Annotated in this window: 22 protein-coding genes; 11 read left to right on the forward strand and 11 right to left on the reverse strand. The window is 61.7% G+C overall.

Annotated features, from left to right (window positions below; genetic code table 11):
- Positions 1-40: 40 nt before the first annotated feature.
- The 3 genes from ACV4UY_RS05455 (at position 41) to ACV4UY_RS05465 (ending at position 4,531) form a co-directional block, all read left to right on the forward strand.
- Positions 41-1,468: an ABC transporter substrate-binding protein gene (locus ACV4UY_RS05455; protein ID WP_491606635.1), complete on the forward strand. Its 1,428-nt coding sequence runs from the start codon at positions 41-43 to the stop codon at positions 1,466-1,468.
- Between the two features lie 28 nt (positions 1,469-1,496).
- Complete coding sequence (locus tag ACV4UY_RS05460; protein ID WP_491606636.1) at positions 1,497-3,659, forward strand: adenylate/guanylate cyclase domain-containing protein; 2,163 nt, start codon at positions 1,497-1,499, stop codon at positions 3,657-3,659.
- An 80-nt stretch (positions 3,660-3,739) separates the two neighbouring features.
- Positions 3,740-4,531: a class I SAM-dependent methyltransferase gene (locus tag ACV4UY_RS05465; RefSeq protein WP_491606637.1), complete on the forward strand. Its 792-nt coding sequence runs from the start codon at positions 3,740-3,742 to the stop codon at positions 4,529-4,531.
- Here ACV4UY_RS05465 and ACV4UY_RS05470 read toward each other — a convergent pair.
- From ACV4UY_RS05470 to ACV4UY_RS05495, 6 genes are all read right to left on the reverse strand, one after another.
- Positions 4,474-5,379 carry a response regulator gene (locus ACV4UY_RS05470; RefSeq protein WP_491606638.1) on the reverse strand — a complete coding sequence of 302 codons (906 nt, stop codon included), beginning with the start codon at positions 5,377-5,379 and terminating at the stop codon, positions 4,474-4,476. The two genes, ACV4UY_RS05465 and ACV4UY_RS05470, sit on opposite strands and share 58 nt — an antisense overlap.
- Positions 5,363-8,599: an ATP-binding protein gene (locus ACV4UY_RS05475; RefSeq protein WP_491606639.1), complete on the reverse strand. Its 3,237-nt coding sequence runs from the start codon at positions 8,597-8,599 to the stop codon at positions 5,363-5,365. The genes ACV4UY_RS05470 and ACV4UY_RS05475 overlap by 17 nt, the downstream gene beginning before the upstream one ends.
- A 233-nt stretch (positions 8,600-8,832) precedes the next feature.
- Positions 8,833-11,094 carry a DNA topoisomerase IV subunit A gene (parC, locus tag ACV4UY_RS05480; RefSeq protein WP_491606640.1) on the reverse strand — a complete coding sequence of 754 codons (2,262 nt, stop codon included), beginning with the start codon at positions 11,092-11,094 and terminating at the stop codon, positions 8,833-8,835.
- A complete protein-coding gene (recA, locus tag ACV4UY_RS05485; protein WP_491606641.1) occupies positions 11,091-12,239 on the reverse strand; it encodes a recombinase RecA in 1,149 nt (382 codons plus the stop codon). The genes parC and recA overlap by 4 nt, the downstream gene beginning before the upstream one ends.
- 141 nt (positions 12,240-12,380) lie before the next feature.
- A complete protein-coding gene (locus tag ACV4UY_RS05490; RefSeq protein ID WP_491606642.1) occupies positions 12,381-12,731 on the reverse strand; it encodes a nucleotidyltransferase family protein in 351 nt (116 codons plus the stop codon).
- The gene (locus ACV4UY_RS05495; protein WP_491606643.1) at positions 12,731-13,150 is read right to left on the reverse strand and encodes an HI0074 family nucleotidyltransferase substrate-binding subunit; all 420 of its coding nucleotides are present in this window, start codon (positions 13,148-13,150) and stop codon (positions 12,731-12,733) included. Before ACV4UY_RS05495 ends, ACV4UY_RS05490 begins: the two co-directional genes overlap by 1 nt.
- A gap of 173 nt (positions 13,151-13,323) precedes the next feature.
- Between ACV4UY_RS05495 and ACV4UY_RS05500 the strand changes: the two genes are divergently transcribed.
- From ACV4UY_RS05500 to ACV4UY_RS05525, 6 genes are all read left to right on the forward strand, one after another.
- On the forward strand, positions 13,324-14,373 hold the full coding sequence (locus ACV4UY_RS05500; RefSeq protein WP_420905323.1) for a type IV pilus twitching motility protein PilT: 1,050 nt from the start codon (positions 13,324-13,326) through the stop codon (positions 14,371-14,373).
- Between the two features lie 28 nt (positions 14,374-14,401).
- A complete protein-coding gene (locus ACV4UY_RS05505) occupies positions 14,402-15,001 on the forward strand; it encodes a FlgO family outer membrane protein (RefSeq protein ID WP_491606644.1) in 600 nt (199 codons plus the stop codon).
- A complete protein-coding gene (locus ACV4UY_RS05510; RefSeq protein ID WP_491606645.1) occupies positions 14,998-15,636 on the forward strand; it encodes a FlgO family outer membrane protein in 639 nt (212 codons plus the stop codon). Before ACV4UY_RS05505 ends, ACV4UY_RS05510 begins: the two co-directional genes overlap by 4 nt.
- A 129-nt stretch (positions 15,637-15,765) precedes the next feature.
- Positions 15,766-16,914 carry a PilT/PilU family type 4a pilus ATPase gene (locus ACV4UY_RS05515; protein ID WP_491606646.1) on the forward strand — a complete coding sequence of 383 codons (1,149 nt, stop codon included), beginning with the start codon at positions 15,766-15,768 and terminating at the stop codon, positions 16,912-16,914.
- Positions 16,915-17,089: 175 nt separating this feature from the next.
- Positions 17,090-18,424 carry a two-component system response regulator gene (locus ACV4UY_RS05520; protein ID WP_491606647.1) on the forward strand — a complete coding sequence of 445 codons (1,335 nt, stop codon included), beginning with the start codon at positions 17,090-17,092 and terminating at the stop codon, positions 18,422-18,424.
- Complete coding sequence (locus ACV4UY_RS05525; RefSeq protein WP_491606648.1) at positions 18,421-19,491, forward strand: type 2 periplasmic-binding domain-containing protein; 1,071 nt, start codon at positions 18,421-18,423, stop codon at positions 19,489-19,491. The genes ACV4UY_RS05520 and ACV4UY_RS05525 overlap by 4 nt, the downstream gene beginning before the upstream one ends.
- A 279-nt stretch (positions 19,492-19,770) precedes the next feature.
- On the opposite strand, the gene ACV4UY_RS05530 is transcribed toward ACV4UY_RS05525, so the two are convergent.
- The 5 genes from ACV4UY_RS05530 to ACV4UY_RS05550 form a co-directional block, all read right to left on the reverse strand.
- Complete coding sequence (locus ACV4UY_RS05530; protein WP_491606649.1) at positions 19,771-19,980, reverse strand: hypothetical protein; 210 nt, start codon at positions 19,978-19,980, stop codon at positions 19,771-19,773.
- Between the two features lie 99 nt (positions 19,981-20,079).
- Complete coding sequence (locus ACV4UY_RS05535) at positions 20,080-20,628, reverse strand: hypothetical protein (protein ID WP_491606650.1); 549 nt, start codon at positions 20,626-20,628, stop codon at positions 20,080-20,082.
- A gap of 65 nt (positions 20,629-20,693) precedes the next feature.
- On the reverse strand, positions 20,694-21,296 hold the full coding sequence (locus ACV4UY_RS05540; protein WP_491606651.1) for a NapC/NirT family cytochrome c: 603 nt from the start codon (positions 21,294-21,296) through the stop codon (positions 20,694-20,696).
- 132 nt (positions 21,297-21,428) lie between these two features.
- Complete coding sequence (locus ACV4UY_RS05545) at positions 21,429-22,322, reverse strand: Ppx/GppA phosphatase family protein (protein ID WP_491606652.1); 894 nt, start codon at positions 22,320-22,322, stop codon at positions 21,429-21,431.
- A 68-nt stretch (positions 22,323-22,390) separates the two neighbouring features.
- Entirely contained in the window at positions 22,391-23,062 is a 672-nt protein-coding gene (locus ACV4UY_RS05550; protein ID WP_491606653.1) for a PHP domain-containing protein, read from the reverse strand.
- Positions 23,063-23,364: 302 nt separating this feature from the next.
- Here ACV4UY_RS05550 and ACV4UY_RS05555 point away from each other — a divergent pair, with 302 nt between their 5' ends.
- Entirely contained in the window at positions 23,365-25,233 is a 1,869-nt protein-coding gene (locus tag ACV4UY_RS05555; RefSeq protein WP_491606654.1) for a methyl-accepting chemotaxis protein, read from the forward strand.
- A gap of 88 nt (positions 25,234-25,321) precedes the next feature.
- On the forward strand, positions 25,322-25,933 hold the full coding sequence (locus ACV4UY_RS05560) for a DUF4337 domain-containing protein (protein ID WP_420905335.1): 612 nt from the start codon (positions 25,322-25,324) through the stop codon (positions 25,931-25,933).
- Positions 25,934-25,949 lie beyond the last annotated feature (16 nt).

The raw sequence follows: 25,949 nt of genomic DNA on the forward strand, positions 1-25,949 counted from the left end.
GACCCTCATCATCTTTACTTATTGCCCCAAGCAGAGCATCATGAGAATGAATCCTCACATTCCGCGCTGGATCCGCATCACATCCCTCCTGGCGCTCCTGCTGACGTGGCTTCTCCCCGCCCGCCTCATGGCCGCGGAAAAGCTGCGGATCATCACCCCGTTTCCCAAATTCACCACCGACCCCTTCCAACAAGCCTTCGAAAAACACCATCCGGATCTCAAGATCGAGATGGTCCGCTATAAAACCGAAGCCAGCATCAAGGCGGTTCAAAAAGGGGTCGCCGAAGGCAAGGCGCCCGATCTGTTCTGGGCATCGGCCAAGGATGCCTTCGAAATCCTCTCCGACGACGACCTGCTGATCCCCTATCAATCCAGCATCCCCGGCGTGGCCAAACAGGTCGGCGGACAGTTGGTGCACGATGCCGATGCCCACTTCACCGGCTTCGCCCTCTCCAGCTACGGCATCATGTGGAACAACCATTTCACCCGCCTGCACGGAATCCCGAACCCCAAGGATTGGGAGGATCTGACCGGCCCGGCCTATTTCGGCCAGTTGGCCATGTGCACGCCGGCCCTTTCGGGCACCACCCACATGACGGTGGAATCGATTCTGCAAAACTACGGTTGGGACAACGGTTGGATGCTCCTCAAGGCAATGGCCGGCAATGTGCGCCAATTCACCAAAAACTCCATCGACGTACCGGATGCCGTGGTGGCCGGAACCGCCGGCGCGGGGATGGTGATCGACTTTTACGGTCTGACCAACGAATCCGCGGGACACGCCGTGGATTTCGTCACCCCCAAACGCCCCTCGCTGGTCCCCGCCAACATCGCCCTGGTCAAGAACGGCGCCAATCCGAAGGCCGCCAAGGCGTTCATCGACTTCCTGCTCACCCCGGAAGGGCAGAAACTGCTGCTGCTCCCGGAGATCAGCCGCCTGCCGGTCAATCCGTCGGTCTACGCCCAGGCTCCACACAACTATCCAAACCCATTCACCAACAGCGATCTCCTGAACGCCCAACCGTTCGATGTCATGCTCTCCAAGGAGCGTTACGGCCTGATCAATCACCTCTTCGATGCCATTCTGATCAAGGGATTGCCGGAGATCCAGGCCGCCACCAAGGCGATCCACCAGGCACGCCAGGCGATCGCCGAAAAATCCACCCTGACCACGCCCTGGTTCTCGATTCCCTGGAACATCCAAAGCGCCGGTCAGATCAGCCTGGCCCGTGAAAAACTCGACATGGCGCGCAAATCTCTGGGCGCGGTCCCGATCTCGCTCGAGTTGGCCAGCCAGAAGGAGCTGTTGGAACTTTTTCCGGAAAACGCGAAAAAAGTTCCCGACGCCCAAAAGCAGGCCCAGGAGAAATTACTCGGCGCATGGCTTGCTCATACGCGCACAACCGCCGGGGAGGCGGAAAAACAGGCCCGTGAATCCCTCCAGGCGCTTTCCCACCCCACTCCCTGACGCCCCCGCATCCTCATAAAGGTGCTCCATGAACTGGTTCAAAAAAGGGATCCCCTTCCACATCAACCTGCTCTCCATCTTTCTGATGGTGGTGGGCACGTTGTGCGGCGCCCTGACCTGGTACAACTACTCTGCCAACTCCGCAACCGCCATCTCGGCAGCCCAGGCCTTGCTGGAACAGGTCAATCAAAAGATCATCGAACGGTTCCAGCGCGCCTATGATCCGATCTTCTCCCTGACCGACATCGTGACCAGCATTCGACCGATCAAGGAGTTGCCCGCCCTGGACAAACTCCACCCCAGCCAGGACTATCTGCGCCAGATCCTCAGCCACAATCCCCAGGTGTTCGCGGTCTATATCGGTTACGATACCGGCGACTTCTTCTATGTGGTCAATCTGGGTCCGGAAGCCGAGTTCCGGCAATCCCTGAATGCCCCCGAAGAGACGCAATACGGCGTGATGACCGTTCTGGCCGACGATCCGGACATCCCGCGCAAACGGTGGGTGTTCCTGGACAAAAACGGCTTCAGCCTGGGCGTTCACCCCCTGGAGAAGACCGAGTTCGACCCGCGGGTACGCCCCTGGTACATCAATGCCCTGGAGACCACGGGCGCCAAGGCGTCGGAGCTGTATGTCTACAGCTCCAGCAAAAAACCGGGCGTGACCATCTCGCAACGGTTTCAAGGCGATGACGAGATCGACGGGGTGTTCGGGGTGGACATGACCGTGAGCCATTTCGCCCACTTCTTGCAACAACAAAAATTTTCAGAATCCAGCCAACTCCTCTTCTTCAACGGCAAGGGGGAGCTGACCGCCCACCCGGACGCCTCCAAGTCGATGCGCGTCGCGACGGACGAAAAAAACGGCAATCCGATCCTGGTGCTCGGACGGGTTGCCGATCTGCACGATCCGATCGTCAACGAACTGTTTTTCCGCCATCAATACGGTTTCTGGGAAAACGGCATGGTCTTCGAGGTCAACGGCGAAAAACACATCGGCCAGATCACCTCGGTGCCGGACAAATACGCCAAAGACACCAAGATCGCCATCACGGTGCCGTTAAGCGAATTCCTGGGTCCGATTTCCGAAACCGGCAAGCGCAGCCTGATCTTCGCCGCCATCGCCCTGGCCCTGGCCATGCCGATCATCCTGATCATCTCGGTACGCATCGGCAAGGCGTTGCGCGAACTGGTGGCCGAAACCGGACGGATCCGCCGGTTCCAACTGACCGGTCCGGTGGAGGTCTCCTCGGCGGTGAGCGAAATCAAAATGCTCACCCAGTCGATCGGAGCCATGAAGAGCGCCTTGAACACCTTCGGACAGTATGTGCCCAAGGCCCTGGTGCACCAGCTGATCGAATCGGGCAAGGGGGTCGGCCTGGGAGGCGATCGTCGCACCCTGACCTTGATGTTCACCGACGTCAGCGGCTTCACCTCGATGTCGGAAACCATGTCCGCCGAGGATCTGACCCACAAGATCTCCGAATATCTCAAACACCTCACCATCGCCATCTTCGACAACAACGGCACCATCGACAAATACATCGGCGACTCGATCATGGCCTTCTGGAACGCACCGGCGCGTCTGGACAATCATGCCACCCACGCCTGTCTCGCCGCCCTGGGATGCGCGCTGGCGAGTCGGGAGCTGAACAAACAGTGGCGTCAGATCGGCCAGAAGGAGATGTTCACCCGCATCGGTCTGCACACCGGCGAAGCGGTGGTGGGCAACATCGGCTCCACGGACCGCATGGATTACACCGCCATGGGCGCCACCGTGAATCAGGCGGCCCGCATCGAGGCCCTGAACACGGTCTACGGCTCGCAAATTCTCATCACCAACGCCGTCCTCACACAGATCGGACCGGAGTTCGTCACCCGCATGGTGGACAAGGTGCTCCCCAAGGGGGTCAAAGAACCGGTGGAGCTGCATGAACTGCTGGGATTGCGCGATGGACCGGAGGCGTTGCAGGTGCCCGAAGCGCGCATGCGGGAGCTGGAAATCTGGGCCCCGGTGATTGGACTCTATCAGGCGCAACGTTGGGAAGAGGTGAAAGAAATCTGCCAGCGTCTGTTGGAACATGTTCCCGAAAGCACCCTGGCCACCCTCTACATCCGCCGCTGCGAACAGTTCCAGGCCAACCCGCCCCCGCCGGAGTGGGATGGCACCCAGGTGTTCCTGCGCAAGTGATGCCGACCCGCGCACCCGCAATCGCGACGTTCCCTCCGTTCCGGGTGCCACACCCTGACCCCAACGGCAAGGCGTGACCCATGTCCCTGGTGGTCACGACCCCGGAGCCGGAATCGATCCCCGCGGCCCAGCGGTTGGCCGCACGTCTGGGCGTACCGTTTCTGGCGTGGGCCGAGACCGGGGAGCGGCTGGTTCTATCGCTCCGTCCGGAGCGGCTGGAACTGGTGGCGCGCAGTCGCGGTCGCGGGGAACCGGTGTGCGTGGATTTCTCGTCCACGATCGCCACGGTGCGGCGTCAGGAGGGGATCAAGCAGGATCTGGCCCGCGCGGTGGGGCTTAAGGGTGGGTGGCGCCCGTCGGTTCTGGATGCCACGCCAGGGTTGGGACGGGATGGTTTCGTGTTGGCGGCCCTGGGGTGTCGGGTCACCTTCGTGGAGCGCTCCCCGGTGATCCACGCCCTGCTCGCGGATGGGTTGAGACGTGCCCGGGAGCACGCACTTCCCGAGTCGGAACGCATGACGCTGATTCAGAACGACGCTGCCCGTCACTTGAACGATCACCCCGAATTCCAGCGACCGGATGTGATCTATCTGGATCCCATGCATCCGGAGCGGACCAAGGCGGCGCTGGTCAAGAAGGAGATGCGCCTGCTGCGCCAGGTGGTGGGTGAGGATGGAGACGCGGACGGGCTGGTGGACGCCGCGTTGCGGGTCGCGAGGCAACGGGTGGTGGTGAAACGCCCCCGCCTGGCGGTCCCCCTGGGCAAACGGGTGGCGGACGCGGTGATCGAGGGCAAAAGCGTGCGCTACGATCTTTATTTCACGGACGCCCACTTGAGCATGGCCAGAACCTCATTGCCCTTGCCCAGGTAACGCACCTCGTCGAAACTGAACATGTTGGCCATGGCGATCCCCCGCCCGTGGGAGTCGAACACCCGTTCCGGATCGATCTTCATGAAAGCGCGCGGATCGAACCCTTCCCCCTGATCGCGGATGAGGAAATGAATCTCGTCGGCAAGGCGGGTGAACTCGACGGTGGCGTGACGATCGGCATGCTCGGCCAGAGCCAGACGACGCGCCACCTCGGCCACCCATTCGCCGCGCTTGTGCAAGGCGCTCTTCTCATGATAACTGATGCCGAGATTGCCATGCTCGACGGCGTTGACCATCAACTCCGTCAACCCCAACACCCGCTTTTCCGGCTCCGGACAGGCCTTGGCCAACAACACCGCCAGGGCACGGGCCTCCTCCAGGGTACGAAAGCGGAATCGACCACGCTCCAGCAACCCGAAGGTGCTGACGGCGCGGTTGACCTCATCGCGCATGGCGCTGTAGGTGGCGTATTCGTTCAAGGCTGCGGCGACCACGGCCTGAATCGCCGGCGGATCGACAGGCTTGGTCAGGTAGTAGTAGGCCCCGAGCCGCAACCCCTCAACGATGTCCTCCTTGCCGCACATGGCGGTCACGAACACCACGGGAATCGGCTTGGTGCGCGAATCGGCCTTGAGTCTGCGACACACCTCGTGGCCATCCATCTCCGGCATCATGATGTCGAGCAGAATCAGATCCGGATCGTGCCTGATGGCCATCTCCAGGGCCATCACCCCGTTCGTGGCGAAACGTACCCCATAATCGCGGCGCAGGATCTCATCCAACACCTCGATGTTGATCGGTTCGTCATCCACCACCAGGATGACCGGTCGCTCACGATTCATGCTCATGGGTATCACCCGTTGTCAAAGCCAGACCGAAGTGCCTCGCCAGGGTCGCCAGGGGCGTCCGCGCGGCATCGAAATCCAGTTGATTCACCGATTTTTCCAAACTCCGCAACGCATCCTGAAAACGCGTGCCCGGCAGGATCGCCCGCAATTCGGGCAACCGGCGCTTGGCGGCCAGATCATGCTCGACGAGGTGGTTCCACAGACTCTCGAGCAGCGGTCTGACCCGTTCCGTATCCGGGAGAGACACCGCGTCCGGTTCGTCGGTCGCGAGCGCCTCGCGTTCCCTGTCGAGAAGAGAAACCGATTCCAGCACGGTTTGCAAGTGCTGATCGAAACGGTCCAGCAATCCGTCGATCTCCGCATGGTTTTCCCGCGCGATCGCCAGGCGCAACGCGTTGGTCACGGCCAGCAGATCATGCGCCGAAAGATTGCCCGCCATGCCGCCCAGGGCGTGCAGGAGGGTCCGGGCCCGTGGATGCGCCCCTTGCTCCAGGGCGGCGCGCAGCTCGCGACCGGCCTGGGCGTGACGGGCTCCGAACTCGCTCAGCAGCCGGACGAACAGGGGGCGATTGCCGGCCACCCGTGCCAATCCCTCCTCGACATCGATCCCCGGCAGCAGGATCGGCAGGGTGATCTCCGGCGCGGGCCGATCGATCACCTCCGGCTCCGCGGAAACGGCGGTGCCAGCCTGACCCGGTTTGATCCAATGGACCAGACAGCTTTTGAGTGCGACCATTTCGATCGGCTTGACCAGGTGGTCATCCATGCCCGCTTCCAGGCTCTTCTCCCGATCCCCGGACATGGCGTTGGCGGTCATGGCGATCACCGGCAAGGCACGTCCGGACGGCAGACGCCGAATGGCACGGGTGGCCTGATAACCATCCATCAACGGCATCTGCACATCCATGAAGACCATCGCGAAGGGAGGATGCATGGCCTCGACCGCCTCGATGGCGGCCTGACCATCCCCGACCATGGTCACCACCAGTCCGAGGTGTTCCAGGATCTCCCTGGCCACCTGCTGGTTGATGTCGTTGTCCTCGACCACCAGGACCCGCGCGCCGCGAAGGTCTTGCAACGCCTCCTCGAGACGCGCCGCATCCTCCGGAGCCGTTGCCGCGCCGTCCAAGGCGCGCTCCGGAGAGCGCTCGTCCTGACGCCAGAAAGCGGCGGTGAACGCGAAGGTGCTCCCCTGGTCCGGCGCGCTCTCCACCCAGATCCGGCCCCCCATCATCCGCACCAGCTGACCGCAGATCGCCAACCCCAGACCGGTCCCCCCGAAGCGGCGCGTGGTCGAGGGGTCGGCCTGGCTGAAGGCCTGAAACAGCCCCTCCTGCTGCTTGGGGGTGAGGCCGATGCCGGTATCCGAGACCTCGAAACAGTGGACCACGAACTTCTCGGAGAGGTAATGCGGCGTGATGCGGATGGTGATCTCGCCCGATTCGGTGAACTTCACGGCATTGCCGATCAGATTGGTGAGCACCTGCCCGAGCCGCAAGGGATCGCCCCGCAGGGCGCACGGCAGTTCCGCCGGCACGCGCACATGCACGGCCAACCCCTTTTCGCGGACCCGATGTTCGAGCAGATCGATGACGTTGTGGACGATCTCCATCAACTGGAAGGGGACCGATTCGATGGTCAATTTACCCGCCTCGATCTTGGAAAAGTCGAGGATGTCGTCGATGATGTTCAGAAGCGATTGCGAGGAGAAGCGGATCTTGCGCAGATAGTCGCGCTGCTGATCGGAGAGCGTGGTCCGTTCCAGCAGATGACCCAGGCCGAGAATCGCATGGAGCGGGGTACGGATTTCGTGGCTCATGTTGGCCAGGAAGGCACTTTTGGCGCGAGTTCCCTCTTCGGCGTGCCGCTTGGCCTCGGCCAACTGTTCATCCTGTTCGGCGCGCACGATGATCCCGGCCAGGGTGCTGGTGACCGCCTTGAGAAAATTGCCCTCCTCGGTGGTTGGCGCATGGTTGTGGGCCACGTAGAGGTTCAACACCCCGAGCAGCCGTTCCCCGGTCAGAATCGGCAGACAGTAGTGACCATGCTCTTCGATGCCGTGGAAACGGATCTCGTGACGCTCTTCCAGATGGCTCGAAAAGACCATCTGCCTGGAGAGGGCCGCCCGTCCACACAGACACTTCCCCAACGGAACCCGCGCGCACAAGGTCAACAGCGGGTCGGAAAGCTGGTGATGGACGGCCAGCACCAGTTCGTTGGTGGCCTCGTCCAACAAGAAGATCGAACCGCGCGGTTGAATGCCGAACCAGGGGGTGGCGGTGATCAGGAACATCGCCTCTTCCAGATGTTCGGTCAGGGAGAGCGGCTCCAGGGCATCGATCAACAACCGGTTGGTGACCGAACGGATTTGACCGAGCAGTTCCAACTCCTTGTTCTGTTTGGTCAGCTTGGCCGATTTCTGCAACAGCTGGCTCAGCAGCTCGCTTTTCTCCCGGGCGGTCTCCTCGGCGTTCTTCTTTTCCAGCAACAGCGCCTGGCGACCGTATTCCAGCAGCATCTCCTGGCGGACGCGATAGCGTCCGAACCAGACCACTCCCCAGATCCCCAAGGCCCAGACCACCCCATGGCCGAACGTCTGCGTCAGACGGGTGGTCTGGAGCCGATCGATCTGGAAGGTCGCGGGAATCGTCAGGGAGACGGCTCCCAAAAGCCCGGAGGGGGCCACGCCCTGGGTTTCGTGACACCCCTGGCAGGAGGGATCGGCGACCAGAGGCCGCAGGTAGCGGAACAGGGTGGCATGGGGAATCAGATCGAACCGCTCCTCCTCGCTCCGGGTGATATCGCGCAGGGCGGTCTGCTCCCAGTCATCCGGAGCATTGGCCGCGCGCATCGGTTTGAGGGCCACGAAGTGGTAATGAACCGGCTGCCCGGAACTGGGCAAGGTTTCGATCTGACGCAACAGTTTGGTCGGATGGATCAGAACCAGCCGCGCCCCATCCTTGGCCTGCAACTCCCGGTTGACCGGACTCAGGTAAGGGTCCGGGGTCAACTCCCCCGCGTCGCCCGGCTTGAGATAGACCCCGCCCTGTCGGGAGAGCCACAGGTGGGTATTGATCCGCTCGTCGGCGAACATCCGGGCGGAGCGCAGCAGATCCTCCCGCATTCGGGTTTCGGCGTCGCGGACACTCCACAGGAGGGAGCCGGCCAAAAGCAGGGTCCATGTGAGGGGGGCCAGCAGGGAGAGGAATTGGTCGCGCATGGTTGCCAGATTACCGTGGAACACCCATCGGGGAGGGCCACGGTCGGGGGGTGAAGGGGGGCTCCCCCATCATGCCGGTTACATGGCGCCGGCTGCAAGAATGACGGTGGTCCCGTGAAACGCCCGAAGGGAAGGTCCACGATCGGGGGTGAGGAGGATCCCCCCGTCAGGCAAGTCGGCCACGCCCCCAGCGACGGTCTGGGCTGTCCGGCGATGTCGGGATCCGATCACGATCAAAACATCTCGCGCGTATAGCCGCGACCCGCCTCCCAGGGCGAGACACCGCTGCCGGCAAAGACCGCGCCGGCCAGAAAACCATGCGGCAGCATCGCCCCTCGGGTGGCCCGTCGCCCGCGCCACAGGGTGACATCCAGGAACAGCTTCTGTTTCTTGCCGGTATCCAGGGTCACCCCATCCTCGGGTCGGAAGGTGACCGCATCCATCAGCACCTCGTCGGAGAGCAGAAACTGAATCCGCACCCCCTGACCGCGCGACAGCACCGGGAACTCCTCCAGATCGCACACCAGCAGCTTGCGCCCCCGCGAGATCGACGCCACCAGACTCCCCTTGACCGGATGGAGATGGATCAGGGCATCGTTGGGTTTCAACACCAGCCACTGCTTGCCATCGCGCCGGCTGGCGATCAGGTCCGCGCCCGGCACCCGGAACCCCTGGGCACGCCGGGTCACCACGAAATACTCCTTGTCCGGATCCACCGCCATCATCCAGACGATGGCATCCCCGCCCTCGATGTTGAACAGGACGGTCAAGGGATCGCCGAACCCCTTGCCGGTCGGCAAGCGGTCGGCCAGGATCGAATAGGCCTTGCCCGAGGCGGTGATGAAGGTGATCTGATCGTTGGCATGGGCATGGATGGCCGCAAAGAGGGTATCCTCGCCCTTGAAACGCAACTTGTCGGCCACGATCTCCTCATGACCGCGCACCGTGCGCACCCAGCCCAATCGCGACAGGATCACCGTCACCGCCTCACGCGGGGCGAGGTCCTCGGGTTTCAACACCACCTCCGGGGGCGGCGCGCCAGCCAACTCGGTACGGCGCGGATCGGAAAACTCCAACCGGGTGCGCAGCAACTCCTTTTCGATCTCCCGCCACATCAGCCGGTCATCGGCGAGCATGGCGGTCAACTCCCTGGCGCGCGACTCCTTCTCGGTCACCTCCTTGCGGATCTCCATCTCCTCGAGCCGGCGCAACGACCGCAAGCGGAGATTCAACACCGCCTCGGCCTGCTCCCGATCGAGCATGAACCGGCTCATCAACACCGGAGCCGGTTCGTCGTGCTCCTTGATGATCGCGATCACCTCGTCGATGTTCAGGTGGACGATCAGATAGGCGGCCAACAGGTGCAACCGCTCGCCGATACGGGCCAACTCATAGCGGGCGCGCCGTCCGAGCACCGTGAAGCGGTGATCGAGCCACGCCTTGAGCAGTCCGACCAGATCGAGCACATGGGGACGCCCCTGGTCGATGACGTTGAAGTTGATGGTGACGCGGGTTTCCAGATCGGTGTTCTTGTAGAGATAGGCGAGCACCATCTCCGGGTCGATGCGGTTGGAGCGCGGCTCCAGCACGATGCGCACCTTTTCGTCCGACTCGTCGCGCACGTCTTCGAGAAACATGCACTTGTGATCCACGATCAGTTCGGCGATCCGCTCGATGAGCTGGGATTTCTTGATCTGGTAGGGGATCTCGGTGACCACCAGCCGCCACATGCCGCGCGGCAGATCCTCCTTGACGATGCGGGCCCGCAGCCTGAGCGAGCCGCGCCCGCTCTCGTAGACCGCCAGCCGTTCGGAGGCGTCGGCGATCAGCACCCCTCCGGTAGGGAAATCCGGACCCGGCAAAATGGGAAGCAGATCCGCGACACGGCTTTCCGGTTTCTGGATGAGGTGCAGGCAGGCGTCGATGATCTCGCCGACGTTGTGGGGCGGGATGGAGGTGGACATGCCCACGGCGATGCCGGTGGAGCCGTTGGCCAACAGGTTCGGAAACCGGGCCGGCAACACGGTGGGCTCTTCCAGGGAGCCGTCGTAGGTGGCGGTGAAATCCACCACGTCGAAGTTGAGATCTTCGAGCATGGCGCGGGCAGCCAGCGTGAGGCGCGCCTCGGTATAACGCATGGCCGCCGCGCCATCGCCGTCGATGTTGCCGAAGTTCCCCTGGCCATCCACCAGGGGGTAGCGCGCCGCGAACTCCTGGGCCAGCCGGACCATGGCGTCGTAGGCGGCCTGATCGCCGTGGGGATGGAACTTGCCGATCACGTCACCGACCACGCGGGCCGATTTCTTGAAGGCCGACCCCGGATCGAGGTTCAAGGCGCGCATGGCGAACAGGATGCGTCTGTGAACCGGTTTCAGGCCGTCGCGCACATCGGGCAGCGAACGGCTGATGATGGTCGAGAGGGCATAGGCCAGATAGCGGCTCTCAAGCTCCTGACGCAGCGGTGCGTCGATGATGACGCCGGATTCAGGGTTCAACCATCCCCTCCATCGGATTCATAGCCACCCTCATCACCACCCGAGGCGCGACCCGCCGGCTTGGCAGAGCGTCCCCCACCCTTGCCGCCGCCCGCCTTGGGCGTGGCCGCGCCGAAGGCCATGGCGCCCCCTTCACCACCGCCGCGTTTCGGCGCCAGACCGAAATGGGCGCGCAGCCGGTCCTCGAGGGAGAACAGCATCTCACGGTTGTCGCGCAGATACTGCTTGACGTTCTCCCGACCCTGACCGATCCGATCGCCATCCAGGGAAAACCATGCCCCGGATTTTTCGATGATCTTCTCGTCCACGGCCATGTCGAGCACCTCCCCTTCCAGGGAGATCCCCTCGCCGTAGTTGATGTCGAACTCCACGGTGCGGAACGGCGGGGCGTGTTTGTTCTTGACCACCTTCACCTTGCAGCGCGCGCCGACCACCTGCTCCTTGTCCTTGAGAGCGGCCACGCGGCGGATGTCGAGACGCACCGAAGCGTAGAACTTCAAGGCGTTGCCGCCGGTGGTGGTTTCCGGGTTGCCGAACATCACGCCGATCTTCTGACGGATCTGGTTGATGAACAGCACCACGGACTGGGAACGGTTGATCGAACCGGTGAGTTTGCGCAACGCCTGGGACATCAGGCGGGCCTGCAACCCCATGTGGGAGTCGCCCATCTCGCCTTCGAGTTCGGCCTTGGGGGTGAGTGCGGCCACCGAGTCCACCACCACCAGCTCCACCGCGCCGGAACGGACCAGCATGTCCACGATCTCCAGCGCCTGTTCGCCGGTATCCGGCTGGCTGATGAGCAACTGGTCGATGTCCACCCCGAGCCTGCGCGCATAGGCCGGGTCGAGAGCGTGCTCGGCATCCACGAAAGCGGCCACGCCTCCGGCGCGCTGCACCTCGGCGGCCACATGCAACGCCAGGGTGGTCTTGCCCGAGGCCTCGGGACCGAACACCTCCACCACGCGCCCGCGCGGCAGCCCGCCGATGCCCAGGGCCAGATCCACGCTCAGCGAGCCGGTGGAGAAGACCGGAACATCCGCGGCGGCGGCGGCGCTCATGCGCATGATGGATCCCTTGCCGTACTGCCGCTCGATCTGCGAGATGGCCGCTTCCAGCGCCTTGGTGCGATCCGTGTCCAGTGCCATGGTCCTTATCGTGCTCCTTTGATGGGTGATGAATCAATCTTTGGTCCGGATGGATTCCGGAATTCACACGTATTCGTTAAACCAGTTCATTCTCGTCAAGCGGCATGATCCCGTTTGATGGGGTTCAAACCCCACACAACCTCATTTCACCACCGGTTTGTCATCCTCGGGGGCCGGGGCTCCGTGCCGACCACGCTGGTAGATGGTGATACCAACCCGCTCGATATGCTCCAACAACGGCGGATGACGGATGGCCTCCTTGGCCTTGACATCGAAGAGATACGGGATGGGCAGTTCATCCAGGGCCAAGGCGACCTTCTCGGCGAAAAGATGATCCTCGAACGTGCCGACCAGACAAAGATCCACATCCGATCCGGGACGATACGTGCCCTTGGCACGCGAGCCGAACAGCACCACCTCGCGGATCGGATCAAAACTCCGGAAAACCGCGCACATCCAGGCCAGATCCTCTTCCCGCAACCCGGTATCCATCACGCCTCCTCAAGATTGTCTTGAAAAAAGCTCAGCAGTTGCTCAAAAGCATCGTGAAAACGGGTTTCAACCCGTTCCAAAGCAGTCTGGAGCCTTTGACGATCATACCGATGCGACAACTGGTTACGCTGATCCAGCATCTCCATCCAGATGTACATATAGGGCTCCTGAATCACCCCACGAGCAATCGCCGTTTTGATCACCCGGCGTGGAAAACCCAGGTCACTCGACTCGCCTTGAGCTTCCATGAAATCCTTCATGGTCTTCCATGCCAACTCGAAGGCCAACTCGAACCGTTGCGCCGCCCCCTCCTTCTCCATTTGGGAGAGATTGGCCACACCACGCTCCCGGACTTCACGTAACAGAATGAGCGCCCGTTCAAAATTATCGAATCTTTGTTTCCAGCGAATGTCGTCCATCGTCACGTTCCCCAAACCACCACCCACTGTCCGGTGGCGTCAAAAATTCGATACCGCAAGTTGCCCGACTGACGGGAATGCGCGTATAATGAAACCTTGAACCACGGGTGACAGCCCCCTGAACCGGGTCGCGCCGCCCCTGATCCGGACTCCATCCTGATTGAAGAGGCACCATGTCCAAAAAAGTCGATATTGCTGAACTGCTGGCCTTTTCCGTGCGCAACCGGGCCTCGGACCTGCACATCTCCGCCGGCATGCCGCCGTTGATCCGCGTGGATGGCGAGATCCGGCGCATCGACGTGCCACCCCTGGCCACCGATGAGGTCAAGGGCATGGTCTATGATATCATGAACGACAAGCAGCGGAAAACCTACGAAGAGGAGTACGAATGCGATTTCTCGTTCGCGGTGCCGAATCTGGCCCGTTTCCGCGTCAACGCCTTCAATCAGCATCGCGGTCCGGCGGCGGTGTTCCGCACCATCCCTTCCGAGATCCTCTCATTGGAGCAGCTCGGCGCCCCGGAGATCTTCAAGGAGTTCGCCGCCACCCCGCGCGGTCTGGTGCTGGTGACGGGGCCTACCGGCTCGGGAAAATCCACCACCCTGGCCGCCATGATCGACCACAAGAACAAAAACGAATATGGTCACATCCTCACCATGGAGGATCCGATCGAATTCGTCCACGAGTCAAAAAAATGTCTCATCAACCAGCGCGAGGTGCATCGCGACACGCGCAGCTTCTCGGCGGCGCTCCGTTCGGCCCTGCGCGAGGATCCGGACGTGATCCTGGTGGGGGAAATGCGCGATCTGGAGACCATTCGCCTGGCGCTCACCGCCGCCGAAACCGGACATCTGGTCTTCGGAACCCTGCATACCACCTCGGCGGCCAAGACCATCGACCGGGTGGTGGATGTGTTCCCCGCCGCCGAAAAGGAGATGATTCGCACCATGCTCTCCGAATCGATCCGCGCCATCGTCTCCCAAAACCTGTTGAAAAAGAAGGGAGGAGGCCGGGTGGCCGCCCACGAGATCCTCGTCGCCACCCCGGCGATCCGCAACCTGATCCGCGAAAACAAGATCGCGCAGATGTACTCGTCCATCCAGACCGGACGCGGCATGGGCATGCAAACTTTGGAACAATGCTTGCAAGAACTCCTGAACAAGGGACTCATCACCAAAGAGGCCGCCCGTGAAAAGGCCAACATCAAGGACGGGTTCAAATAAGCATTCTGCCCTGCGAGGAATTCGACTCATGAAGAAAATCCACTCCGGTCTCGCCACTCTGCTGCTCGCCGCCCTGATGGGTGGGTGCGCCCCCGGGTTCCAAGGTCAACCATCCGGCGGTTCGACCATCGTTCAGAGCGAAGTGGATCTCATCCGCATGAGTCACGCCCTGACCGACGCCCTGGTGGCGGAACTGCGCAAGAATCACCCCTCGTTCCACCAGCGCAAGCCGATCCTGGTGACCAGCTTCGTCAGTCGCGGCCAGCTCGACAGCACCTCGGAACTGGGCAACCTGATCGCCGATCACGTCGCCTCGCGCCTGACCCAGCAGGGCTTCACCGTGGTCGAGCCCAAGCTTCGCAAGAGCCTGGCCATCCGTCAGGATCAGGGTGAGTTCATCCTCTCCCGCGACATCGAAAAGATCAGCCACGACAACAAGGCCTACGCGGTGGTCACCGGCACCTACACCGAAACCCGCGACACCCTGGATTTCACCTCGCGCATGATCGCCTTGAACAGCCGTCAGGTGCTCGCCTCGGTGGATGCCAAGGTGCCGGTCAACGGCTCGACCCGTGATCTGTTGATCAACACCAATGGCGGCACCAACATGCCGGTGGTCACGCGATGAAACGCCCGTTCCCAAACCTGCACGATGGAGAGAGAACCCCCTCATTCCCCGAGCGTGGATCCCCCTTCCGGAGTTCCCTGGCACGATGCGCCACGCCTGCCCTGGCGATCGTCATGCTCGTCGCGGGCGGCTGCGCCACCAACCCAGGCCAGGAGGGGTATCCGCTGGTGTCGGTGCCGCTCACCTCCACCCCGGAGGTGGAACCGGGCGAAGTGGCCCAACAGGCCGCCGAGGTGATGCTGCAAACCGTGGGCGAACGGCTCCATGCCCGCGAAGTGATCCTCCCCGCCTCGTTCGTGGAGGAGAACAACATGGAAAAAAGCTCGCCCCTCGGACGAATGCTCGCCAAGCAGATGGCCACCCGCTTCACCCAGGCCGGCCATTCGGTGGTGGAGCTGACCCTGCGCGGCGACATCCTCTTGAAGAAGGGAGCCGGACAGTTCGTGCTCTCCCAGGAGGCCAAGGAGATCAAGAAAACCCACAAGGTCTCGGCGGTGCTGGCCGGAAGCTACGTGACCGCCAAAAACCGGGTCTATGTCAACGCCCAGTTGGTGCGCACCTCGGATGGCGTGGTGATGGCCTCGAGCGACTACAGCATACCGCTCACCCCGAACATCAAGGCGCTGCTGAAATAGCCCCACCAGAACGGCGACCGGTGTCGTTGAATAATATCCTGGTTTATGTTGAAACGCATCCCGGTTCATTGAAAACATGAACCGGGATTTTGCGTTTTTCACCACCCAACCCCCGTCAGGACCGCCATCATGGAACGTGACCAGGCCATCAAGTTCATGCTCGACGCCTTGAGAACCATGCTCAAGCGCGGCGGATCGGATCTGTTCATCAGCGCCGGATTCCCCCCCGCGGCCAAGCTCGACGGCAAGATGACCCCCTTGAACCGCACCCCCCTGGAGGCCGCCCAGAGTCTGATTCTGGTCCGGGCGATCATGAACGATCGCCAGGTCAAGGAGTTCGAAACCTCCAAGGAGTGCAACTTCGCCATCAATCCCCCCGGTGTGGGACGGTTCCGCGTCAACGCCTTCATGCAGCAGGGACAGGCCGGCATGGTGCTGCGCACCATCACCACCACGATCCCGGATTTCGATCAACTGGGGCTGCCGCCGGTGTTGAAGGAGGTGGTGATGAGCAAGACCGGTCTGGTGCTGGTGGTGGGCGGAACCGGATCGGGCAAGTCCACCACGCTGGCCGCCATGCTCGGCATCCGCAACCGCGACAGCCACGACCACATCATCACCATCGAGGATCCGATCGAGTATGTTCATCCGCATGTGAACTGTCTGATCACCCAGCGCGAGGTGGGAGTCGATACCTTGAGCTGGCATGCGGCCTTGAAAAACACCCTGCGTCAGGCGCCGAGCGTGATCCTGATCGGCGAGATCCGCGACCAGGAGACCATGGAACACGCCATCAACTTCGCCGAGACCGGTCACCTGGCCCTCTCGACCCTGCATGCCAACAGCGCCAACCAGGCCCTGGACCGGATCATCAATCTTTTTCCGTCCGAAAAACGTCAGCAACTTCTGATGGATCTCTCCTTGAACCTGCGTGCGATCGTATCGCAGCGGTTGATCAAGCGGCAGGGTGGCGGACGGATAGCGGCGATCGAGATCCTGTTGAAGTCACCGCTGGTGTCGGATCTGATCTTTCGCGGCGAGGTGGCCGGCATCAAGGAGGCGATGGCCAAGTCCAACGAACTGGGGATGAAAACCTTTGACCAGGCGTTGTTCGATCTGCACGAAGCCGGTTTGATCGGTTACGAGGATGCGTTGCGCAACGCCGATTCGGCCAACGAGTTGCGTCTGCGGATCAAACTCGAAGGCAGGGATGCCAAGAATCAGGATCTCTCTGCCGGGCTGGACCATTTGAGCCTGACCCGCAAGGATGAGAATTGACCAAGGGGCATGCCCCTCCCCTCCACAGGTTACAAAAAAATGATCCCGACCATTCATCATAACCCCATAAAAGGACTTGATCCGCACCCGCTCTCTGTGTCAATTTAACAAGATTAATCCCTTCGGAATGACGCTCGGCACCCCAACCACCCGTTTCAGGGAGAGCACTCCGATCATGGCACGCATTCTGGTGGTGGATGACGATGGTCAAACCATCGAGCAGATCGCCCGACTGGTGGCCAATGCCGGCCACACGGTCGATTTTCTGCTGGAATCCCCTTACCTCATCGCCAAACTGGAAACCTCACCGCCCAATCTCCTGCTCCTGGATGTGAACATGCCGGAGATCGACGGCATCACCCTGCTCAAAAAAATCCACGCCGCGCCGCACCTCAAGGAGATCCCGGTCATCATGATCACCGGGGAGACCGACGAGTCCCTGATTCAGGAGTGTTTTCAACTCGGGGCTGTCGATTTCGTCAACAAGCCGATCCGTCCCCTGGAACTGGCATCCCGCATCCGCATCGCCCTGGAAACCCGTGCCCACATCCATGCCATCCAAGCACAAAAAAGCGCCCTGCAACGAGGCAAATCGCTCACCGACGCCATTCTGAACAGCATGCAGGAGGCCATCTGCGTCATCGAGCGCGAAACCCATCTGATCCGCGAGGCCAACCGGGTCTTTCTGGAACAACTTAACCTCCCCCGCCATCGGGTGGTCGGCGAGCGCTGCCACGAACTGCTCCACGACAAACTGTACGCCTGTCAGGGGTGCGAAGGCCCGGAGAGCAGTCAATGCATCCTGCGCGTCACTACCGAGAGCGGGGAGTCGCACACCATCTGCCTCTCCAGCCGCGACGCCGAAGGCCAACCGCGCCACACCCAACTCTTCACCCTGCCGATCCTGGATGCCACCGCGCGCACCGAGCGGATCGTCTGTCTGGAACGAGACATCACCCAGAGCCGGGAAACCGAGAACCGGCTTATGCATCTGGCCTTTCACGACCCCCTCACCCACCTGCCCAACCGCCAACTGTTCCACGACCGTCTGCATCAGGCCCTGGCCCAGGGACGCCGGCACGGACAGATGGTGGCGGTGATGCTCTTTGACCTGGATCACTTCAAGAACATCAACGATACGTTGGGACACGCCGCCGGGGATCAGCTGTTGCAGGAGGTGGCCACGCGATTGCGCGCCTGCGTGCGCGAAAGCGACACCCTGGCCCGACTCGGCGGTGATGAGTTCTCTGCCGTGTTGACCAACGTCACCGACGGCAGCCAGGTGCGCAAGGTCGCCAAGAAGATGTTGAAATCCCTGGGGCGGAAGTTCACGTTGCTCGGCAACAAGATCAACGTCACCTCCTCGATCGGGGTGAGCCTCTATCCACGCGACGGAGACGAGATGGACGATCTGATCGACAAGGCCGACAAGGCGCTCTATCAGGCCAAGAATGCCGGACGCGACACCGTGCGCTTCTTCTCGCCCTGGGTCATGGAGGAGGAACCATGATCCGACAGGCGCATCTGGTATGGTTGTGGCTGACCGTGGGATGGTGGATTCTTCCCGCCCTCCCTGTCCAGGCCACCCTGGTCTCCGAAATGGAACCGCCTCGGGTCACCAGTGCCGCCGAGGCCGAACAGGCGGTCTTGAAGGCCCTGGACCGGGCCTTCTGCGCGCCGGATCAGACCTTCCCCCAGCCGCCATCCTGGGTCGTCCAGCCGATCCGTCCGGATCGCTGGGGTCAAGGGGGCGATCTGGTGATCATGCTCGATCAGCAGATCCATCAACTGCTGCTCCCAACCATCACCCAGTATGCCCACGCCAACCAACTCGACATCCGCGTGCGCGAGGGAACCTGTGGCACCTCGGCGGGGTTGATCAGTCGCAAGGCGGTGGATATCGCCGGCTTTTGCTGTCCGCCCGGCAAGAGCGACCGGCTGCCGGGGCTCACCTTCCACACTCTGGGGGTCGCCAGCATCGCCATTCTGCTCCATCCGGACAATCCGATCGGCGATCTGACCGTCCCACAGGTCAAGGAGATCTTCCAGGGGCAACCCCGCCAGTGGGCACAGATCAGCGACCGCAGCGGACAGATCGGTCCGGCCTGGGACATTCAGCCCATCGGAAGGCTGCACTGCAAGCTTCGGCCCGGTCACTGGCGGGCGCTGCTCCCGGACCCGGACGATTTCAGCCCGCGCATGGAAGAGGTGGTGACCATCGCGGACATGCTCCAGCGCATTCTGGCGCAACGTGGCGCCATCGGCTACGAGACGCTCTGGCATGTGGATCGGTTCCGACGAAACGGACGCGCCAAACCGGTCGCCCTCGACGGCATCGCCCCCAACGACGTGGCCGCCCTCACCGAAGGGCGCTATCCGCTCTATCACGTCTTCAACGTCACCATCTGGGAGGGTGAAGGGGTGGTCAATCCGCGCGCGCGGGAGCTGGTTCGGCATCTCGACCAGGCGATCGAGGCCATGGATCCGAGCCTGACCATGATCCCGGCCTCGACGTTGCGACAAGCGGGTTGGATCTTTCGCGGGGAGGAGTTGATCGGCGAGCCGGAGCGGCCCTGACAGGACAATCGGAGAACCGGCATACGAATCGCGACGCGAGCAAAAAAAGATGCCGGTTCACTCATAAGCGCGGATACGAAATGGGCCGGAACGAAATCGACCAGGATCAGGAGGATGGACGGAAGCGGGGAACGGCCAGGATCCGGCGTATCCGCCGCCAGACCGGCATCGAGGCGATATCCCGCCAGGCGCCGCAATGAGGAATCCCTCCGCAAGACCGGCATCGAGGCGATATCCCGCCAGGTGCCGCAATCCGGCGGATCCTCCGCCAGACTGGAATCAGGGGGATCCCCTGTCCGGTGACGGTTTGTCCGGGGAGGATTCATCCAGGGCGAAGGGGTCCACATGCTCCATCGGACGCTTGCCGCTCCGACCGCGCGGACCGGGTTGACCTTCCGGTTCCTCCGGTGGCTGTGTTCCGAAATCGCCGCGCAGGTTGATGCGCTTGAAGAGGTGGTCGATCAACTGTTCATGTTGTTCCGGGGTCATGCGAGAACCTCAAGTCACGCTCCAATATAACCAATCCACATCAGGTATATTAAAGCACAAAATGAGCTTGCTGTCAACCAAGGCAGGATAACCCGCTCGTCACGACCCCTTCCCCTTGCCCCAGACATCCGGGGCCACGCCATCGAGCAGACCGTGACAGTGGGTGCATTTGGACTGCACGTCATCCAGTGCCTTGATCACCGCATCGGCGCCAGACTTCTGTTCCACATGCTGAATCGAGGCCTGATAGAGGTGTTTCATGGATTTCTGGCACTGATCGGCCATTTTGTTGAAATCATCCTCGGTGAGTTTCGGCCCCTCTCCCCCCTTTTGCAGGGTGGTGGAGGTGCTGACGTGCCACTCCATGGGACCGAGCAGGCCGAAGGTGTTCTGCAACCCGGTGGCGTGCCGGGCCAGGTTGCGACTGTAGCGAAAATCGTGGGTGGCCAATTGCCGAATGGCCTCGGAGTGCAGACGGATCATGCTGATGACCGAATCCACATAGTGCTCCTTCTCCCCCGCCTGGGCGACGGGGAGGCTCCAGGCCAGCAGCGCCGCCGTACCCAGGACTGCGGCCAACCCGATCTTCGCGCCGCGACGCCTGCGGCGTCCCACGCGGTGATTCACCAAACCGACTCGACTGTTCATGACACCCTCACGACAATGGTCAAGCAATCCTTGACGAACGACTTCCCTTGGCTCTGCCATGCGCGCTACTTTTCCGGTTCCGAAGGTTCCGTCGGCTCCTCATGGGCAATACCCATGTGACAATCGATGCAGGTTTTGGTTCCGTCCTTCATCATCTTCTCATGCTTGTTGGCGGCGGAACGCTGCTGATCGGCAAACTGCATGGCCTCATAGGTATGGCATTGCCGGCACTCCCTGGAGTCGCGACCACGCATGGTCTCGATGACCTGTTGGGCCAGACGGTAGCGCGCCTTCTCGAAAGAGGCCTTGTCCGGATAGGTGCCGACCACATGATGGTAAAGATGACGTCCTCCGACGATGGCCTTGTCGAGGAACTTGTCGATGTAGTCGGTCAACCCCTTGCCATGGGGCACATGACAGCTCGAACAGACCACCCGGACACCGGAGGGGTTCTTGTAGTGGATGCTCTTCTGATACTCCTCGTATACCCCGTCCATCTCGTGACACGAGGTGCACATCGCCAGGCTGTTGGTGTAGCCATCCATGATGGTGAAGTGGAACCCCAGGAATCCGATCACGCCGACGGCGATACCGCCCGCGAAGATGATCCAAAAACGCAACTTGCCGACACCCTGCGTGCCGTTCCCCTTCCCCTGGCCGGACTCCATGGCAGATCTCCCAAAAGCGTAAAAGTCGGGCGTTTCCGATTTTCACCGGGTCGCACAAGATTTATATGTAAAAATGTTCGTTGTTCCGAGCACTGCTTGTCAAGTGATTTTTCCAGCTTTTCTTGACCCTCCTCAATCCTCGGCTTGACTTGTCTTCCAACGATGATAAAGGGCATGGATCATGCCATCGGCCAGACCGATCTGCGGAACCAGAATGCGCTCGATGCCGGCCCATCCGGTCACCTTGAGAAAGATTTCGCTGGCCGGCACGATGACATCGGCGCGATCCGGTTTGAGGCCCAACTCGATCTCGCGCCGATCCTGATCCAGACGCGACAGATCGCGATGCAGCTCGAGCAGCTTGTGACGCGAGAGGGGATGGTCGGCCTTTTGGCGCGTCATCTTGAACAGCGCGTTGATGTTGCCGCCGCTGCCCAGGGCGCGCAGGTCGTCCAGACCATGGCACTGCGCACGCACCCAGTTCTCCATCTCGCGCCAGGTGTTCCGGTTCACCATCCCCTCTTTCAAACGCACGGTGCCGATGTTGAAGGAGCGGCTGGCGCGGGTCTGGTTGTTCTCCAACAGCACCAGTTCGGTGCTGCCGCCTCCCACGTCGATGCACAGATAATGGCCCGCGTCAAAACGGCCATCGATGCGATTCAAGGCGATCAGTTCCGCCTCGCGGGCCCCGTCGATGATCTCCAGGCGGATCCCCGCCTCGTCGCGAATCCGTGCCACGATCTCCGCTCCGTTCTCCACCGAACGGAGCGCCGAGGTGGCACAGGCCATGTAATCCATCGGTTCGACCGCGCGCATGATGTGGTGATAGGCGGTCATGGCATGCACGAGCCGATCGGCGAGCCCTGGGGAGATGCGTCCCAGCTGGAAGGCATCCTGTCCGAGCCGCACCGGAATCCGGTAGAGATCGGCCTTGTGGACCACCGGAAGCGGCGCGCCCACGTCGTACACATTGGAGAGAAGCAGACGCACGGCGTTGGAGCCGATATCGATGGCGGCGAATTTCATGATGTTCGGATACCCAGGCCCAGGCAAATGAACGAAACTTTGGATACAGCTTGTTTCGTAAGTAAAAATCACGACTCGCGCAACACCCGCCAAGCCAGACCGATGTGTTCGGGATGGTGGGCGTTGGAACCGGGCGAGATCAACACCGCGTGTCGCCGGCAGATCTCCAGATAGGGGCCCATGGGTTCGTGATAGGCAGGATTCAATTCGATCGCCTTGCCGAACGCCTTGGCGCGCACCACCACCCGCTCGAACAACTCCAGGGGAAACGGGGTGACATACTTTTCGCACACCCCGCCCGGATGGGCGATGGCATCGACCAGCGGGTGTTCGGCCAGGGTCATGAGTCCCTGGAACTCCAACTCGATGGCCAGGGCCGGATCGATGCCGGAGAGGTTCCAGCCATGTCCCGGATAGGCATGCACCGCGCCCAGGATGAACTCCGCCTCGGCCAGCATCCGCTCGTCGGCCAGAAGCGTCCCGGCGAAATCCACCAGCGGCACCTCGAGTCCGAGAATCACCTCCATGTCACCCGCGACCGCGCCACGCAGCGACCGCACGGTATCGGCATAACGCGCGAACCAATCCGTTCCATGCACGAGTTCCGGCTCGGTGTGTTCGGTGAAGATCAACCGTTCGATCCCCCGCGCCCGGGCCGTGGCGATCCCCTCGGCCACGGAGGAGGCACCATCGGAGAAATCCGAATGCAAGTGATACTCCCAGCGCGGCAAAAGTTCCATGGAATCTTGCGCCGGATGGAACCAATCAGCCCGGCAACGCCTTGACGACACCTCGTCCATTTTTCAATCACTCTCCCAAGCAATCCAACCCGCCATTTGCGGGACCACCCGCGACCATTTCGATCTTATCCCCATCCATCGCCAAGCTCAATTGCCTAATGAGCAGGCAAATGGTTGACCATGCATCGATAGTTAGCTAGTCTCATTTCGATATAATCATCACGCTTCACAAAATCCGACCGTTCACAAAACAATGTGAACAGATAATCACATGCAACGTTATCCAGAGGGGGACCGCTCGCATGTCCATTCTCCGCGGCATCCATTTGCGCACCAAGATCCTGATCATGCTCTTTTTACCCATGCTGGGCATGGCCGGTTTCGGTTTGACCACGGTACTCGAAAAACAGGAACTCGCCCGGCGCATGGATGCCATGAACCTGCTTTCGGGACTCGGCGTGCGCGCCAGTGCCGTGGTGCATGAATCCCAGAAAGAGCGCGGCATGAGCGCCGGTTTCCTGGGGAGTCAGGGAAAAAAATTCGCCGACCAACTCCCCAAACAGCAACAGGATACCGACGCCCGGATCAAGCATCTCCAGGAGTATCTGCGCGGATTCGACCCCCGTGAATTCGGCGGGGAACTCCAAGCCTCGATCCGGAACGCCCAGGCCAAACTTGAAAAACTCTCCGAAATCCGCAAACAGGTGCTGGCCCTGTCGATCCAGACCCCGGAGGCGATCGGCTTTTATACCCAAACCATCACCGATCTGCTCGGCATCACCGCCACCCTGCCCAAGCTCTCCGCCAATGCCGACATGGCCGCCATGACCGGGGGGTATCTCCACTTCCTGCTCGCCAAGGAGAAAAGCGGCCAGGAACGGGCCATCCTCACCAACACCTTTGCCAAGAACGCCTTTGCCGAGGGGATCTATGTCCGGTTCATCGCCCTGATGACCGAACAGACCGCTTATCTGGGGGTGTTCAACGCCCTGGCTCCGGCATCGCAAAAGGAGTTCTTGAAGAACAAGATGAACGCTCCGGCAGTCGCCGAGGTGGAAAAAATGCGCGGGATCGCCCTGGCCAAACCCACGGGAGGGGAGTTCGGCATCGATCCGAACGTCTGGTTCTCGACCATCACCGACAAGATCAACCTGATGAAGGAGGTCGAGGACCATCTGGCCGAGGATCTGAACCGCCAGGCCGCCACCCTGGCCCGCGAGGCCCATGGTCTGCTCTGGTCCTATCTGGTGATCTCGCTGATGGTGCTGGGGATGAGTCTGATCCTGGGGTATCTGATCGGTCGCGAAATCATGAAACAACTCGGCGGCGAACCCGACGAGGTGGCCGGAATGGTGGAACGCATCGCCACCGGCGAGTTGAACGTCGCCTTCGACGACCGTCCCAAGAACGGGATCTACGCGGCCATGGAGAGAATGGTGACCAATCTGCGCGCCACCGTGACCTCCCTGCAAGAGGTCGGGGTAAACCTGGTGCAACAGAGCGGCACGGTGAGCGCCGGCGCCCAGACCGTCTCCGAGGGAGCCACCGAACAGGCCGCCGCCATCGAGGAAACCTCGGCAGCCATGGAACAAATGACCGCCAACATCCATCAAAACACCGACAATGCCCACTTGACCGAAAAAATGGCCCAGAAAGCCTCCCACGAAGCGATCGAGAGCGGCGCGGCGGTCAACGAGGCGGTGAGCGCCATGCGCCAGATCGCCGAACGCATCAACATCATCGAGGAGATCGCCCGACGCACCAACCTCCTGGCCTTGAACGCCGCCATCGAGGCGGCCCGCGCCGGCGAACACGGCAAGGGGTTCGCGGTGGTGGCCGCGGAGGTGCGCAAGCTGGCCGAACGGAGTCAGGTGGCCGCCGGCGAGATCACCCAACTCTCCGCCACCAGCGCGCGGGTCTCGGAACAGGCCGGACATCTGCTCGCCACCCTCGTCCCCGACATCCGCAAGACCTCGGAACTGGTTCAGGGGATCACCGCCGGTTCCGTGGAGCAGGCCCAGGGGGCGGCCCAGGTCAACGAAGCGATCCAGCAACTCCATCAGGTGCTCCAGCAGAACGCCGGAACCGCCGAGGAGATGTCCGCCTCGGCGGAAGATCTGGCCTCGCAAGCCGCGACCTTGCAAACCGCTCTGCAATTCTTCAAGCTGTAACTTGCATGATGGGGGCACTCCCCCGCATGATGACTGAAAAACTGCCAATCACCACCATCCTCTTGAAAAATATGGGGAGTCATCCTCCATGGAAGCCCACGAAACCCACGAAATGGTCCACCACGCCGCGCACGGTGGTGGACACGGCGATCACGGACATGCCGAGGACGCCGCCAAACGCAACCGCCGCATCGCCATTCTCATCAGCCTCATCGCCTGTTTGCTGGCCATCATCGAGATCGGCGGCAACAGCTCCCAGCACAACGCCCTGGCCGCCCATATCGAAGCTTCGAATTTGTGGGCCTTCTACCAGGCCAAAACCATCCGCATGACCCAGACCAAATCCTCGGCGGAAATGCTCGAGGCGATGCTGCCCAGGGGCGTCCCCTCGGACCAGGCCGCGGCCTGGACCAAAAGAATCGACGACTTCCGCGCCGCCGCCAAACGCTACGACAGCGAACCGGAGACCAGGGAGGGCCGCAAGGAGTTGATGCAGCGCGCCAAGGAGTCCGAAGCCAAACACGACAAGGCGTTGCACGCCTACCATCTCTACGAGTACGCCGCCGCCTGCATGCAGATCGGCATCGTGCTCGCCTCGGCGGGCGCGGCCACCGGGGTGGTGGTGCTGGCCTACCTGGCGGGGGGACTGGCCGGGGTCGGCGTGGCAATCGCCAGCATGGCCTGGCTCGCGGCTCATTAACGCAACTTGACTGAGT

Source organism: Candidatus Magnetaquiglobus sp., from assembly GCF_058402785.1.

Excerpts from the sequence above, each read along its gene's own strand:
- ACV4UY_RS05455 (WP_491606635.1), top strand. The coding sequence starts at position 41 with ATGAGAATGAATCCTCACATTCCGCGCTGGATCCGCATCACATCCCTC.
- ACV4UY_RS05460 (WP_491606636.1), top strand. The coding sequence starts at position 1,497 with ATGAACTGGTTCAAAAAAGGGATCCCCTTCCACATCAACCTGCTCTCC.
- ACV4UY_RS05465 (WP_491606637.1), top strand. The coding sequence starts at position 3,740 with ATGTCCCTGGTGGTCACGACCCCGGAGCCGGAATCGATCCCCGCGGCC.
- ACV4UY_RS05470 (WP_491606638.1), bottom strand. The coding sequence starts at position 5,379 with ATGAGCATGAATCGTGAGCGACCGGTCATCCTGGTGGTGGATGACGAA.
- ACV4UY_RS05475 (WP_491606639.1), bottom strand. The coding sequence starts at position 8,599 with ATGCGCGACCAATTCCTCTCCCTGCTGGCCCCCCTCACATGGACCCTG.
- recA (WP_491606641.1), bottom strand. The coding sequence starts at position 12,239 with ATGGCACTGGACACGGATCGCACCAAGGCGCTGGAAGCGGCCATCTCG.
- ACV4UY_RS05490 (WP_491606642.1), bottom strand. The coding sequence starts at position 12,731 with ATGGATACCGGGTTGCGGGAAGAGGATCTGGCCTGGATGTGCGCGGTT.
- ACV4UY_RS05495 (WP_491606643.1), bottom strand. The coding sequence starts at position 13,150 with ATGGACGACATTCGCTGGAAACAAAGATTCGATAATTTTGAACGGGCG.
- ACV4UY_RS05500 (WP_420905323.1), top strand. The coding sequence starts at position 13,324 with ATGTCCAAAAAAGTCGATATTGCTGAACTGCTGGCCTTTTCCGTGCGC.
- ACV4UY_RS05505 (WP_491606644.1), top strand. The coding sequence starts at position 14,402 with ATGAAGAAAATCCACTCCGGTCTCGCCACTCTGCTGCTCGCCGCCCTG.
- ACV4UY_RS05510 (WP_491606645.1), top strand. The coding sequence starts at position 14,998 with ATGAAACGCCCGTTCCCAAACCTGCACGATGGAGAGAGAACCCCCTCA.
- ACV4UY_RS05515 (WP_491606646.1), top strand. The coding sequence starts at position 15,766 with ATGGAACGTGACCAGGCCATCAAGTTCATGCTCGACGCCTTGAGAACC.
- ACV4UY_RS05520 (WP_491606647.1), top strand. The coding sequence starts at position 17,090 with ATGGCACGCATTCTGGTGGTGGATGACGATGGTCAAACCATCGAGCAG.
- ACV4UY_RS05525 (WP_491606648.1), top strand. The coding sequence starts at position 18,421 with ATGATCCGACAGGCGCATCTGGTATGGTTGTGGCTGACCGTGGGATGG.
- ACV4UY_RS05530 (WP_491606649.1), bottom strand. The coding sequence starts at position 19,980 with ATGACCCCGGAACAACATGAACAGTTGATCGACCACCTCTTCAAGCGC.
- ACV4UY_RS05535 (WP_491606650.1), bottom strand. The coding sequence starts at position 20,628 with ATGAACAGTCGAGTCGGTTTGGTGAATCACCGCGTGGGACGCCGCAGG.
- ACV4UY_RS05540 (WP_491606651.1), bottom strand. The coding sequence starts at position 21,296 with ATGGAGTCCGGCCAGGGGAAGGGGAACGGCACGCAGGGTGTCGGCAAG.
- ACV4UY_RS05545 (WP_491606652.1), bottom strand. The coding sequence starts at position 22,322 with ATGAAATTCGCCGCCATCGATATCGGCTCCAACGCCGTGCGTCTGCTT.
- ACV4UY_RS05550 (WP_491606653.1), bottom strand. The coding sequence starts at position 23,062 with ATGGAACTTTTGCCGCGCTGGGAGTATCACTTGCATTCGGATTTCTCC.
- ACV4UY_RS05555 (WP_491606654.1), top strand. The coding sequence starts at position 23,365 with ATGTCCATTCTCCGCGGCATCCATTTGCGCACCAAGATCCTGATCATG.
- ACV4UY_RS05560 (WP_420905335.1), top strand. The coding sequence starts at position 25,322 with ATGGAAGCCCACGAAACCCACGAAATGGTCCACCACGCCGCGCACGGT.